The sequence below is a fragment of the Austwickia sp. genome (genome assembly GCA_016699675.1).
In the GTDB taxonomy this organism is placed as follows: Bacteria; Actinomycetota; Actinomycetes; order Actinomycetales; family Dermatophilaceae; genus Austwickia.
Genome location: CP064985.1, coordinates 1,743,182 through 1,755,294, shown reverse-complemented (window position 1 = coordinate 1,755,294; position 12,113 = coordinate 1,743,182). Strand labels below are relative to the sequence as shown.

Sequence of the window (12,113 nt, the reverse complement as noted above, 5' to 3'; positions counted from 1 at the left end):
AGCTGACGCGGTCAGAGGCGCTCCACGATCGTCGCGTTGGCCATCCCGCCGCCCTCGCACATGGTCTGCAGCCCGTACCGACCGCCGGTCGCCTCCAGGTGGTTGACCATCGTCGCGAGCAGCCGGGTGCCCGAGGCGCCCAGCGGGTGGCCCAGCGCGATCGCGCCGCCGCGCGGGTTCACCCGCTCCGGGTCGGCGCCGAGCTCCTTGGCCCAGGCGAGTGGGATCGGCGCGAACGCCTCGTTGACCTCGTACGTCGTCATGTCGTCCAGGCTCAGCCCGGACCGATCCAGGATCTTCGCGGTCGCCGGGATGGGCCCGGTCAGCATGTACTCCGGGTCGGATCCCACCGCGGCCAGCGCCGCGATCCGCGCGCGCGGCGTCAGCCCCCACCGCGCCGCGGCCGCCTCGCTGACGATCAACGCCGCCGAGGCCCCGTCGGTGTACGGCGAGGAGTTGCCCGGCGTGATGACCCACTCGATCTGCGGGTAGCGGGCGGCGACCTTCTCGGAATGGAAGGCCGGCGCGAGCCCCGCGAGGCTCTCCGGCGTCGTCGCGGCCCGGATCGTCTCGTCGGTGTCAACCACCGTGCCGTCCGGCAGGCTCACCGGCACGATCTCCCGCGCGAAGGCCCCGTCGGCCGCGCACGACGCGGCGAGCCGGTGGCTGCGCGCGGCGTACGCATCACAGTCCGCGCGCGACAGGCCCCAGCGGGCCGCGATGAGCTCGGCGGAGATGCCCTGGTGGGGCAGGCTCGGGAAGCGCGCGGCCAGCGGCGCGAACGGCGCGGCGTCCATCGCCGGGGTCGGCATCGGGATCCCGCTCATCTGCTCGACGCCGCACGCGATCGCCACGTCGTACGAGCCCGCCAGCACCCCCTGCGCGGCGAAGTGCACGGCCTGCTGGCTCGACCCGCACTGGCGGTCGATGGTCACCCCCGGGACGGTCTCGGGGTAGCCCGCGACGAGCAGGCCCGTGCGGGCGATGTTGAACGCCTGGCCGCGCACCGGGAGCACGCAGCCGCAGATCACGTCGTCGACGGCGCCGGGGTCGATGCCGGTGCGCGCCACCAGGGCGCGCAGCACCGTCGCGAGGAGCTCGGCCGGATGGATACCGGACAACGCGGCGCCGGGCTTGCCCCGGCCGGAGGGGGTGCGGACGACATCGACGATCAGCGCCTCGGCCATGCGCGCCAGACTACTCGCCGGTATCCCCCGGCGCCGGGGCTACGCCTCGTTCGGGTTGGTCTCGACCTCGCCGACGGAACGCTCCGAGCGCACGATCTGGTCGGCGAAGCTGTCGATCTCCGGCTCGCTCATCTGGACCCCGATGCCCCCGAGGTGCTGCCGCAGCCGGTCTGCGACCTCGCTGATCGGCGCGCCGTCGTGCTCCTCGACCATGCGGTTCAGCAGGTCGACGAGCGCCTGCGCCTTCTGCGGCCCGACGACCTCGACGAACTTCTCGTTCAGGTGGAAGTCGGTGCCGATGCGGTTGCTGGGTTGGCGGGTGCCTGCCTCGGTGTTCGCAACATCCGGCTGGTCGGGCATGGGAACTCCTGGGCTCGAACGACGTACGCGGTCCCTCGCAAATCTAGTCGCCGCCGGCGACGACGACCCGCCTTAGACAGCCGGGCGTTGCCGACAAACCGGCGCATGCCGCCCAAAGCCCAGCGGCGGGGAGCTACCCCGCCAGGCTGGCCAGCAGCCCGGCCACCTCGTCCGGGGTGGGGGCGTACGCCCCCCGGTGGCTCACCGTGATGGTCGAGGTCGCGATGGCCTGCCGCAGGGCCGGCCGCAGCTCGTCCCAGGTCGCCGACCGCAGCCGGGCCGCGGCCTGGTCGCCGCCGAGGTAACCCAGCTCGCACAGCTTCGCCACCAGCCCGGCCATGAAGGAGTCGCCGGCGCCGACGGTGTCGCCGACATCGACGGCGGCGGTGGGCTCGTCGTACGTCTCGCCACTTCCGAGATACACGGAGGCGCCGTCGGGCCCACGCGTCACGACCACGAGCCCGGCGCCGAGCTCCAGCCAACGACGGGCCGCATCCGCAATCGGCCGCCCCGGGTACAGCCACGCCACGTCCTCGTCGCTCGCCTTGACGAGGTCGCTCGCCGCGACGATGTCCTCGACGCGCTGCAGCACGGCCTCCGGGCTTCCCATCAGCGCGGGCCGCACGTTGGGGTCGTAGGAGACGGTCCCCGCCGTACGCCGTACGACGTCGAGCACCTTGGCGCCACCCGGCTCCAGCGTCGCCGCGATGCTGCCGGTGTGCACGTGGCCGTACGTGCCCACGTCCAGGTCGGGCACGTCCCAGGTGAGGTCGAAGGTGTACGTCGCGCGCCCGGCCGCGTCGATCTTCGCGTACGCCACGGGCGTCTGGTCCGCGGCATCGCTACCCGGGGCGAACGCCGCCCCGGACGACTCGGCCCACTGGCGCAGTCGGTCCCCGCGCTCGTCGCGGCCGATCCATGCGGCGATGGTCGCGTCGAGGCCGAGCCGGGCCAGGCCACAAGCGACGTTGAGCAGGCTCCCGCCCACGTGTTCGGTAACCTCGCCGCCGGTGTCCACGACGTCCACCAGGGCCTCTCCCAGGGCGAGGATCTTCATGCCCGGCTCCCCGGGTGAGCCGCGGCGGCGGGGTCGTGGACGAGCCCGAGCTTGCGTTCCATCTCCTCCAACGGGACGCCCTTGGTCTCGGGCATCACCTTCAGCACCCAGAGGAGCTGGCCGACCATGAACACGGCGAAGATCGAGAAAGCGACGCCGCCGCCCAGGGCCCCGACGATCGGTGGGAAGGCCCAGGAGGTGACCGCCGCGAAGACCCAGTGCGTCAGCGAGCCGAGGCTCTGGCCGCGCCCGCGGATCCGGTTCGGGAAGATCTCCGAGATAAACACCCAGATCACCGAGCCCTGGCCGAAGGCGTGGCTGGCGATGAAGGCGAGCAGGCCCACCAGGACGAGGATCGAGGACGTGCTGTCGTAGTGCCCGTCGTAGGCGAACATGACGCCGGCGAGGAAGCCCAGCGACAGGATGTAGCCGATCGAGCCGACGAGCATGAGGGAGCGGCGCCCGATGCGGTCGATGACGGTCAGGGCGGCCATGGTCGCGATGAGGTTCATGAAGCCGACGGCGACGCTCATGAGGAACGCCGAGTCCGTCGAGGCGCCGGCCTTCTCCATGACGACGGGGGCGTAGTAGAGGATCGCGTTGATGCCCGACATCTGGTTGAACATCGCGATCATGAAGGCGAGCATGATGACCTTCGCGTGCGGCTTGGTGAAGAACGCCACCGACTCTTGGTCCTTCTGCGCCTCCAGCGACTCGTGGATCTCGCTGATCTGCTGGCGGCTCTCCTCCTCCGTGCTGCACAGCCGGCGGGAGATGGCCTCGGCCTGCTCGCGACGGCCCACGGACATCAGCCAGCGCGGCGTCTCGGGCACCCCGAACAGCAGCCCCAGGAAGATGACGGCCGGGACGGCCATCACGCCGAACATCCAGCGCCACGCGTCGTCGCCGCCGATGGCCTGGCGGATGATCGTGTTCGACAGGTAGGCCAGCAGGATGCCGAGGACGATGTTGAACTGCACGAGCCCGACCAGGCGACCGCGTACGGCGGGTGGGGCGACCTCCGCGGTGTAGATCGGCGCGCAGACCGATGCGGCGCCGACACCGACCCCGCCGAGGAATCGGGCGATCATGAAGAGGACGTGGCTGCCCGTCAGGGCCGAGCCGAGGGCGCCGATGACATACAGGACGCCGATGACGAAGAGCATCGTGCGGCGGCCGTAGCGGTCGGCCGGCTTGCCCGCGGTGAGCGCCCCGACGATGGTGCCGAGGAGCGCGGTCGTCACCGTGAAGCCGAGTCCGCCGTCGTCGAGTTCGAACACGCGCTTGAGGGAATCGGTGGTGCCGGAGATCACGGCCGTGTCGAATCCGAAGATCAGACCGCCGAGCGACGCGACGAGCGCGCTGCGAATGACGAGGGGCTTCATGCGTCATACCTTCGTGGAGCACGTCCCGAGCCGTGTTACTGCCGAGCGTCATGCTTTCCACAAGGTTTTCTCTGGAACGTCAAGATCCGGGAAATGAACCGGGGACAAATTCATGGAGTAATTCCGATGTGGTCCGGTTCGTTCCGACGGCGCCCGTTCGGAGTCGACGGGCGCGGGTCGTCAGCCCATCGGGAGTCGGGCCACCGCCGGCAGCAGCGCGGTCGCCCGGCCGTACTGGCTCTCCACCACCTCGGACAGCCAGCCCACGCCGAGCGCCACGTCCTCCGAGCGCAGGGCCCGCACCGCGTCGAGATAGGCAACGCCGCGCTCGGCCTCGGCGGCCAGCGCCGCCACCAGGCCCCGATCGGGCGCCGGCGACGCCGTACCGAAGATCGCCGCCACAGCGTCCGCCTGCGCGACGAAGGTGCGCTGCGCGTCGTTGACCTGCGGCAACCGGCCGGCAAGCTTGCGGAGCCGGGCCACCCGCTCCGCGCGCGCGAGCGCGAGCATCTCCAGGGCACCCTCGTAGACCAGCTCGCCCAGCGGCTGGGCGGCGAAGAAGGGCCGGCGCACGTGGCGGTACCACTGCTCCAGCGCGTCGAGGTTGGCCAGATAGCGCAGGTTCTTGGCCAGCAGCGTCGTGAGATTGCGGTAGCTGTCCGGCTCGAACGCCTGCGACAGGGACTGCATCCCGCCGACGACGGTCAGGGTGTCCTCGGTGCGCACGTCGCTGCGCAGGATCGATCCCGCGGCCACCACGGAGCCGTACGCCGTGCGCACCGGCCCCACCGCGCCGCCCTGCCCGCCGAGGAAGATCGGCCGCTCCCGCATCATGACCCCGCGCGGCACGTCCCCGAACAGCGACGGCGTCGTCTTGTCGCCGCTGGGCGTGAAGTTGAAGTGGATGTAGCTGGAGCCGACCTCGCTGTGGTCGCTGCGGCTCGTGCCGCCGGCCATCAGGGCGTCGCAGAAGTTGATGAGGCTACCCAGCGTCACGAAGGGCAGCAGGATCGTCTGCTTCAGTCCGACGCAGTGGGCCCCGTTGGCCTCCTCCTCCAGCAGGCAGCCCTCCCGGACGTGGTGGCCCAGGCCCATGGAGGCGCCCTGCAGGAAGACGGCGTTGGCGGCGTACCCGCCCTTGAGCTGCACCTTCGGACCCAGCCGGCAGTTCTCGACCGTGACCGGTCCCTCGCGGCCGAGCACCACGCCCGCCGAGACGACCGTCTTGGCGCCGTGGATGCGGCAGCCGGGGTGGACGACCACGCCGTCGCCGCTGATCCGGTCGACGTCCACGTCGTCGCCGATGTCGAGGCTCAGCGGGTTCGGGATGGTGACGCCCTTGGCGATGAGGGACCGCACCGTGGCTAGGCCCCGCGGAGCCAGATCGTCGGGCAGGCTGGAATCCGGCATGGGGGAAGGGTATGCCCCGGCATCCCCGGCCGCAGTCCACCACGGAACGGAGCGATCGATGCCGAGCTGGTCCGCACGAGCCGCGGCCGGATTGCTGCGGGCGCTGAACGCCCGGCGGGTCTGGGCCGACCCGGCCGAGGCCGAGAATCACCTGCGCACGCTGGCCACTCGCCCGCTGCGCTACGCCCCGCCGAAGCGCCTGCTGCGCTCGGACGTCACGGTGGAGGCGGGCCGGTTCGCCGGCTGGCCGGTGTACACGCTGCGTCCCAAGTCGGCCCCGCCCACGGGCGTGCTGGTCTACGCCCACGGCGGCGGCTGGGTGCACGAGATCCATGCGCTGCACTGGCGATTCGTGGCCCAGGTGGTCACCCAGGCGCAGGTCGCTGCCGTGGTGCCCATCTATCCGCTCGCGCCGTTCGGCACGGCGGGCCAGGTCGTCCCCGTCGTCGCCGACCTCGCCGAACAGGCCAGCGCCGAGTACGGGCCGCTGGTCCTCGCGGGGGACTCCGCCGGCGGGCAGATCGCCTTGTCCACGGCGCTGCGGCGCCGCGACGCGGGACGGGCCCCGGCGGCCCTGACCGTCCTCATCGCCCCCGCCGTCGACGCGCGGCTCGACAACCCCGAGATCGCCGAGGTCGCCCGCCTCGATCCGTGGCTGGCGGTGGAGGGCACCCGGGTCTTCGCGGAGGCGTGGCGCGGCGACCTGAGTCTGAGCGATCCGATGGTCAGCCCCATCGAGGGGGACATGACCGGCCTGGGCCCGGTGGTGATCACCTGCGGCACCCTCGACATCGTGGTCCCCGACGTGCGGCTGCTGGTCGCGAAGCTCCGCGCGGCCGACGTCCCGGTCACCTACCGCGAGGCCCCCGACCTCGTGCACGCCTACCCGCTGTTGCCGATCACGGAGGGCCGCCTGGCCCGTGAGGTGATCGCCGGGCAGATCCACGCCGCCCTACGCCGTGCGAGCGCCGCTTCCCCCTGACCCAGCGTCGACGCACCACCGCCCCCGGCTGCCCCCCACTCGCGCCTCGGCGACCCCGCTCACCCCGAGCTCAACCCGTGGCAGCACCCCGTGCCGTCGCACGGGGTGGTGGCATTCACATCGCGGAGGACCACCCCGCTCGGTGCAGCCGGTCGATGCCGTCCAGCAGGACGTCGAGGGCGAAGCCGAATTCGAAGTCCTCGTCGCAGCCGACCGCATCGGGGCGCCGCGCTCGGGCGTCGGCGGCGATCGCGACGATGGCCGGGTAGTGCGCCGGGTCGGGAGCGACAGCGGTACGGCGACGGGCGACGCGGCCCTGGTCAGCCGCGCCACCGGCGGCGTCCGCGCCCGGTCCGGCCGCAGCGGATGACGAGGCCGCGGGCGCGCCCGGGAAAAGCTCGGGGCTGAACCCCCAGATCCGGTTGCCCAGCAGGTGCATGACGTGGTGGGTCAAGTCCGGAGAGAACCCGGCGCCCAGAAACAGCGCACTGATCCGCTCCATGTGACCCAGCACGGCCGGGGTTCGCGCCGTCCTGGTCTCGATGGCCCGCCGCGCCCACGGGTGCCGCCGCAACTCCGCGCGCGCCGCGAGCAGACTTTCCCGGACGGCGTCGGCGTATCGCTCGGCCGGCTGGGCCGGTGCCGGTGGGATCGCCTCGATGAGGGTGTCCACCAGGCCGTCGATCAGGTCCTCCTTGTCGGCCACGTGCTTGTACAGCGCCATCGGCACCACCCCCAGCCGGTCGGCCAGCTGCCGCATGGTGACCGCGTCCAGCCCCTCGGCGTCGGCGAGCTCGATCCCTGCCCGCAGGACCTTCGCGCGGGACAGCCGCTCCCGCCGCTCCCGCGGCGGCCGCTGGGAGGCGGCCGCGAGGGCGGCATCGGGAGCCGCAGGAGAAGGGGCTTCGGGAGCGGAGGTGAGGCCCTGCGGGGTGCCTTTCCGCATGGTCCGGCGCGCGGGCGGCATCGCTCTCCTGGGTGACGGCTCGATCGGTTGACGAGGTGTACATCGTACGCCTACGCTTCTCAGCGTCAAGGTATACGACGTACACCTTCCCGATCGAAAGGATCCCACCATGACCACCTCTGAACGGCGCCTGGCGCTCGGCGCGGCCGGGCTCTACCTCCTCACCTGGGTGACCTCGGTCGCCGCGGTCCCCCTGTACGGCGGATCGTCGTTCGACCCCGGGGCGCACTTGGCCGGACGCGAATCCGTGCTGCTCGCGGCCGTGCTGGAGGTGGTACTGGCGGTCGCGGTGGTGGGCACCGCACTGGCGCTCTACCCGTTGCTGCGGCGTCACGGCCGGGGCGCAGCCTTGGGTTATGTCGCCCTACGGACCCTGGAGGCCACCGTCATCCTGGTGGGGGTGCTCGCGATCCTGCCGGCCGTGGCCCGGCCGGCCAGCACCGCCGCCCCCGGGCTCGAGCCCGCCGTGGTGAGCGGCTTCCACCTGCTGCACGACTGGACCTTCCTGGTCGGCCCGGGCCTGATCAACCCGGTCAACGCCGCCGTGTTGGCCACGCTCCTTCTGCGCCGCCGGCTGGTCGCGCCGTTCATCCCGGTGCTCGGCCTGGTCGGTGCCTCGCTCGTGGCGGGCATGAATCTCGTCGTCCTGTTCGGGCTCGGGAGCCCGCAGCCGGCCCTCGCGATTCCGCTGTTCGCCTGGGAGATCTGCCTGGCCACCTACCTGGCGCTGCGCGGGCTCCGATCACCGGCCGACGAGCGCCTGCCGCACGACCGAGCGATGCTAGCTCCCGCTAGCACCCGGCCAGCGGTACGGACGCACTGACCTGGCCTCGCCCTGCACCAGCTCAGCTGGTGCGCCGCTCGATGCGGGTCCATCCGCTCCAGCCGCGCTCGGCGATCAGCCCCCGCAGGTGCGCCACAACCGGGTGCGCGTCGTCGGCGAAGGAGTCCATGAGCTGGGTGTAGCTCGCGTCGAAAGGCTGCTCCCGGTCGAGCCGACCGGCCGCCTCGGCCTCCTGGAGGAGCTCGTGCAGGAGGTCGGCCTCCTCGATCAGCAGGTCCGCGACCTCGACAGACAGTGCCTGGTCGTCCCACTGGGCGGCGATGCGACGGAACAGCTCGTACATGCGGGTGACCCGGGGATCGTCCAGCTGGGCGGTCTTGGCGGCCATCATCGCGGCGATGCGCTCCGGCCAGCGGGCCGCCATCAGAATCCAGGCGTCGCGCTCGGGGGCGATCATCTCCTCCGTCGCCCCGAGGGCGCGGAGCTGGTCCAGGTAGTCCACCACCGCCGGGGGCAGCACGAGGCTGTCCCCGGCGGCGAGCTGAGCGATCCGCTGCCGATGGCGCTGCCGGTCGCGGATCTCGGCCCGCAGGCGGCGATCGATCTGCGCGACCGCCGCCGCGAACTCCGCCTCGTCCGCCGCCAGCAGCTCGCGCACCCGCGCCAGCGGGACGCCGGCCTCGGCGAGGGTGCGGATCTTGATGAGCTCGACCACGGCCGCGGCGTCGTAGTTGCGGTAGCCCGAGTGGTCCCGCTCCGGCTCTGCCAGCAATCCCCGGGCGTGGTAATGGCGGACGGCGCGGACCGTGACTCCCGCGTACGCCGCCAGCTGGCTGATCGTCAGCATGGCTCTAGTCTGCGGGCCCGGCGGGGCTGACGTCGGGCGCCTGCCCGGCCGCGCCGCCGGCCGAACGACGGTCGATGAGGACGGCCAGCGCCACGGCGACGACGAGGAGGGCGACGCACCAGACGACCGCAACTGCCCCATCCGTGCCGACCGGCCGGTCGGCCATCAGGTTCCGCAGCGTGTCGACGATCGGCGTGACCGGCTGACGCTCGGCGAACCACCGGACCGCCGCCGGCATCCCGTCCGTCGGCACGAAGGCCGAGCTGACGAACGGCAGGAAGATCAGCGGGTAGGAGAATCCGGACACCCCGTCCACGGAGCCGGCGGTGAGCCCCGGGATCACGGCCAGCCAGCTCAGGGCCAGGGTCACCAGGATCAGCAGGCCGGTGACGGCCAGCCAGGCCAGCGGCCCGGCCCCGGAGCGGAAGCCCATCACCAGCGCGAGGCCGACGATCAGCAGCAGTGAGACCGCGTTGGCCAGCACCGACGTGAGCACGTGCGCCCACAGGATGGCCGAGCGCGCGATCGGCATCGAACGGAACCGCTCGACGATGCCGCCGGTGCGGTCCGTGAACAGGCGAAAGGCCGTGTACGCCGTACCGGAGGCCACCGTGATCACGTGGATGCCGGGAAGCAGGTAGTCGACGTATCGCGCCCCGTCCTGCGCGGCCCCGGGGATCGCGCCGCCGGCCTGGATCGCGCCGCCGAAGACGTAGACGAACAGCAGCAGCATCGCGATGGGGGTCACGACGGTGGTGAGGATGGTGTCCGGGCTGCGCAGGATGTGCCGCACCGATCGGCCCGTCAGGATTCCGGTCTCGCGGACGACGTACGGCGTCATCGCGCACCTCCCCGGGCGCCCGCGGGCGAGCCGTGGCCGATGACCGCCAGGAAGATCTCCTCCAGGCTCGGCTGCCGCTCGACGTACTTCCGCTGGGCGGGCGGGAAGAGGCTGCGCAGCTCGGCCAGCGTCCCGTGGGCGATGATCCGGCCGTCGTGCAGGATGGCGATCCGGTCGGCCAGGGCCTCGGCCTCGTCGAGATATTGGGTGGTGAGCAGCACCGTGGTCCCGGCGCCGGCGAGTTGTTTGACCATCCGCCACACCTCCTGGCGCGACTGCGGGTCCAGGCCCGTGGTCGGTTCGTCCAGGAAGAGCACCGACGGGTCCCCGATGAGGCTCATCGCGATGTCGAGCCGGCGGCGCATGCCGCCGGAGTAGGTGCTCACCGGCCGGTCGGCGGCGTCCTGCAGGTCGAACCGGTCCAGCAGCCCGACCGCGACCTGCCCCGGGTCGGGGACGCGCCGCAGCCGGGCGATGAGGACCAGGTTCTCGCGGCCGGTCAGGACCTCGTCGACCGCCGCGAACTGCCCCGTGAGGCGGATCGCGGCGCGGACGTCGCCGGGCCGCTTCGCCACGTCGTGGCCGTCGACCGCGGCGGATCCGCCGTCGGCGGGGATGAGGGTGGACAGGATGCGGACGAGCGTGGTCTTGCCCGCCCCGTTGGAGCCGAGCAGGGCCAGGATCTGGCCCGGCGGCGCCGTCAGGTCGATGCCGGTGAGCACCGTCTTGTCGCCGAACGACTTGGTGAGTGAGCGGATCTCCACTGCTGCTGGTGGTGTCATGCCAGCAGCGTCCAACCCTGACCCAAGGTCAAGGTCAAGCGGTCAGCGGAAGTCACCCCGCGAGAACGACTCCTCCAGCTCCTCCAGCGAGCGGCCGCTGGTGTTGGGCAGCAGCTTCCACAGGAAGACGATGGCGATGACGCCCACGACGAAGAACAGCAGGAAGATGCCCTGCAGCCCGGCCGCCGCGACGATCGAGGGGAACGCGAAGGTCAGGGCCGCGTTCATCAGCCACATGCACAGGATGCTGGTGCCCATCGCGAAGCCACGCAGGCGCAGCGGGAACATCTCGGACAGGCACACCCACACCGGCACGTTCAGCGCCAGCTGCATGAAGAAGACGAAGGTCACGCAGAGCACGAGGATGACGTAGGCCCGCGCGGTGCCCTGCGGCATCAGGGTCGCGGCGATGACGATCAGGCCGTGCACCGCGGTCGTGGCGAGGAAGCCGCGCAGGATCAGGTCGCGGCGCCGCATCCGGTCGATGACGAAGAACAGGCAGATGGCGGACCCGACGACGGCCAGGACGCCGTTCGCGATGTTGGCGAGGATCGCCGCGCTGGCCGAGAACCCGGCCTCCTTCAGCAGCTCCGTGCCGTAGTACATGATCGAGTTGATGCCGGTCAGCTGCTGCGCCATGGCCAGGCCACAGCCGGTGATGACGATGCGGCGGACCCAGGGCAGGGCCATGTCGGCCCAGCCGCCCTGCTGCGCCTCGGCCTCCTCCTCCGCGAGGTGCTCGACCTCCGCCATCTCGGCCCGGGCCCGGTCTTCGGGCCGGACCTGCATGAGGACCTCGAGGGCGTCCTGGTGGCGGCCCTTGGCGATCAGCCAGCGGGGCGACTCGGGCATCTTCAGCATCCCGACGAACAGCGCGATGGCCGGCAGCGCCGCCACGGCGAGCATGTAGCGCCAGACGCCCTCGTGATGACCCCAGACGTTGGCGATGATCGCGTTGATGATGAACGCCAGCATCTGACCGACGACGATGGCGAGCTCGTTGCGCCCGGACAGGGTGCCGCGTCGCTCGGTCGGCGCGAGTTCGGCCAGGTAGACCGGCACGGTGACGGAGGCGGCGCCCACGGCGAAGCCGAGGACGAAGCGCGACGGCAGCATGATCGTGAGGTTGGGCGCGAAGACCCCGCCGAGCGTCCCGACGAAGAAGATCACCGCGACGATGGTGAGGGCCTTCTTGCGGCCGAGGTTGTCGTTGACCCGGCCGCCGATGAGCGCGCCGACCGCGGCGCCGACCAGCAGGGTCGCCGTCACCGCGCCCTCGGTCACGGTGGTCAGGCCGAGGTCGGCCTTCATGGGCTCCAGGGCGCCGTTGATCACGCCGGTGTCGTAGCCGAACAGCAGGCCGCCGAAGGTCGCGACGACCGCGATCTGGTCGAGGCGCCGCTGATGGGGCCCGGCGATCAGCGGCGGCAGGGCCACCCCCGCCGAGGCATTCGTGGGTGCTCCGTGGGACATGCCGTACCTCCTGGGCCGCCAGTCGACGACGGCGTTGC

12 protein-coding genes are annotated in these 12,113 nt (G+C 71.8%); 2 read left to right on the top strand and 10 right to left on the bottom strand.

The window, feature by feature from the left end:
* Window positions 1-11: 11 nt before the first annotated feature.
* From IPK37_08070 to IPK37_08050, 5 genes are all read right to left on the bottom strand, one after another.
* Window positions 12-1,187 carry an acetyl-CoA C-acyltransferase gene (locus IPK37_08070; GenBank protein ID QQS02267.1) on the bottom strand — a complete coding sequence of 392 codons (1,176 nt, stop codon included), beginning with the start codon at window positions 1,185-1,187 and terminating at the stop codon, window positions 12-14.
* Between the two features lie 39 nt (window positions 1,188-1,226).
* The gene (locus IPK37_08065) at window positions 1,227-1,547 is read right to left on the bottom strand and encodes a hypothetical protein (protein ID QQS02266.1); all 321 of its coding nucleotides are present in this window, start codon (window positions 1,545-1,547) and stop codon (window positions 1,227-1,229) included.
* A gap of 133 nt (window positions 1,548-1,680) precedes the next feature.
* Entirely contained in the window at window positions 1,681-2,604 is a 924-nt protein-coding gene (locus IPK37_08060; GenBank protein ID QQS02265.1) for a carbohydrate kinase, read from the bottom strand.
* Complete coding sequence (locus IPK37_08055) at window positions 2,601-3,989, bottom strand: sugar porter family MFS transporter (protein ID QQS02264.1); 1,389 nt, start codon at window positions 3,987-3,989, stop codon at window positions 2,601-2,603. The genes IPK37_08060 and IPK37_08055 overlap by 4 nt, the downstream gene beginning before the upstream one ends.
* 180 nt (window positions 3,990-4,169) lie before the next feature.
* Window positions 4,170-5,399 (bottom strand): UDP-N-acetylglucosamine pyrophosphorylase, encoded by a 1,230-nt coding sequence (locus IPK37_08050; GenBank protein QQS02263.1) that lies wholly within the window; start codon window positions 5,397-5,399, stop codon window positions 4,170-4,172.
* A 58-nt stretch (window positions 5,400-5,457) separates the two neighbouring features.
* On the opposite strand from IPK37_08050, the gene IPK37_08045 reads away from it, so the two are divergent.
* Window positions 5,458-6,381 carry an alpha/beta hydrolase fold domain-containing protein gene (locus tag IPK37_08045; protein ID QQS02262.1) on the top strand — a complete coding sequence of 308 codons (924 nt, stop codon included), beginning with the start codon at window positions 5,458-5,460 and terminating at the stop codon, window positions 6,379-6,381.
* Between the two features lie 115 nt (window positions 6,382-6,496).
* On the opposite strand, the gene IPK37_08040 is transcribed toward IPK37_08045, so the two are convergent.
* Complete coding sequence (locus tag IPK37_08040; GenBank protein ID QQS02750.1) at window positions 6,497-7,327, bottom strand: TetR/AcrR family transcriptional regulator; 831 nt, start codon at window positions 7,325-7,327, stop codon at window positions 6,497-6,499.
* A gap of 130 nt (window positions 7,328-7,457) precedes the next feature.
* Here IPK37_08040 and IPK37_08035 point away from each other — a divergent pair, with 130 nt between their 5' ends.
* Complete coding sequence (locus tag IPK37_08035) at window positions 7,458-8,171, top strand: DUF4386 domain-containing protein (GenBank protein QQS02261.1); 714 nt, start codon at window positions 7,458-7,460, stop codon at window positions 8,169-8,171.
* Between the two features lie 22 nt (window positions 8,172-8,193).
* On the opposite strand, the gene IPK37_08030 is transcribed toward IPK37_08035, so the two are convergent.
* The 4 genes from IPK37_08030 to IPK37_08015 are packed head-to-tail and all read right to left on the bottom strand — an operon-like array spanning window position 8,194 to window position 12,075.
* Window positions 8,194-8,979: a MerR family transcriptional regulator gene (locus tag IPK37_08030; protein QQS02260.1), complete on the bottom strand. Its 786-nt coding sequence runs from the start codon at window positions 8,977-8,979 to the stop codon at window positions 8,194-8,196.
* A 4-nt stretch (window positions 8,980-8,983) separates the two neighbouring features.
* On the bottom strand, window positions 8,984-9,820 hold the full coding sequence (locus tag IPK37_08025; protein ID QQS02259.1) for an ABC transporter permease: 837 nt from the start codon (window positions 9,818-9,820) through the stop codon (window positions 8,984-8,986).
* Complete coding sequence (locus tag IPK37_08020) at window positions 9,817-10,602, bottom strand: ABC transporter ATP-binding protein (GenBank protein ID QQS02258.1); 786 nt, start codon at window positions 10,600-10,602, stop codon at window positions 9,817-9,819. The genes IPK37_08025 and IPK37_08020 overlap by 4 nt, the downstream gene beginning before the upstream one ends.
* 42 nt (window positions 10,603-10,644) lie before the next feature.
* On the bottom strand, window positions 10,645-12,075 hold the full coding sequence (locus tag IPK37_08015; GenBank protein QQS02257.1) for a sugar porter family MFS transporter: 1,431 nt from the start codon (window positions 12,073-12,075) through the stop codon (window positions 10,645-10,647).
* Window positions 12,076-12,113 lie beyond the last annotated feature (38 nt).

What these genes read in the sequence shown, in the direction of transcription:
- IPK37_08070 (QQS02267.1), bottom strand. Translation starts at nt 1,187, where the DNA reads ATGGCCGAGGCGCTGATCGTCGATGTCGTCCGCACCCCCTCCGGCCGG.
- IPK37_08065 (QQS02266.1), bottom strand. Translation starts at nt 1,547, where the DNA reads ATGCCCGACCAGCCGGATGTTGCGAACACCGAGGCAGGCACCCGCCAA.
- IPK37_08060 (QQS02265.1), bottom strand. Translation starts at nt 2,604, where the DNA reads ATGAAGATCCTCGCCCTGGGAGAGGCCCTGGTGGACGTCGTGGACACC.
- IPK37_08055 (QQS02264.1), bottom strand. Translation starts at nt 3,989, where the DNA reads ATGAAGCCCCTCGTCATTCGCAGCGCGCTCGTCGCGTCGCTCGGCGGT.
- IPK37_08050 (QQS02263.1), bottom strand. Translation starts at nt 5,399, where the DNA reads ATGCCGGATTCCAGCCTGCCCGACGATCTGGCTCCGCGGGGCCTAGCC.
- IPK37_08045 (QQS02262.1), top strand. Translation starts at nt 5,458, where the DNA reads ATGCCGAGCTGGTCCGCACGAGCCGCGGCCGGATTGCTGCGGGCGCTG.
- IPK37_08040 (QQS02750.1), bottom strand. Translation starts at nt 7,327, where the DNA reads ATGCGGAAAGGCACCCCGCAGGGCCTCACCTCCGCTCCCGAAGCCCCT.
- IPK37_08035 (QQS02261.1), top strand. Translation starts at nt 7,458, where the DNA reads ATGACCACCTCTGAACGGCGCCTGGCGCTCGGCGCGGCCGGGCTCTAC.
- IPK37_08030 (QQS02260.1), bottom strand. Translation starts at nt 8,979, where the DNA reads ATGCTGACGATCAGCCAGCTGGCGGCGTACGCGGGAGTCACGGTCCGC.
- IPK37_08025 (QQS02259.1), bottom strand. Translation starts at nt 9,820, where the DNA reads ATGACGCCGTACGTCGTCCGCGAGACCGGAATCCTGACGGGCCGATCG.
- IPK37_08020 (QQS02258.1), bottom strand. Translation starts at nt 10,602, where the DNA reads ATGACACCACCAGCAGCAGTGGAGATCCGCTCACTCACCAAGTCGTTC.
- IPK37_08015 (QQS02257.1), bottom strand. Translation starts at nt 12,075, where the DNA reads ATGTCCCACGGAGCACCCACGAATGCCTCGGCGGGGGTGGCCCTGCCG.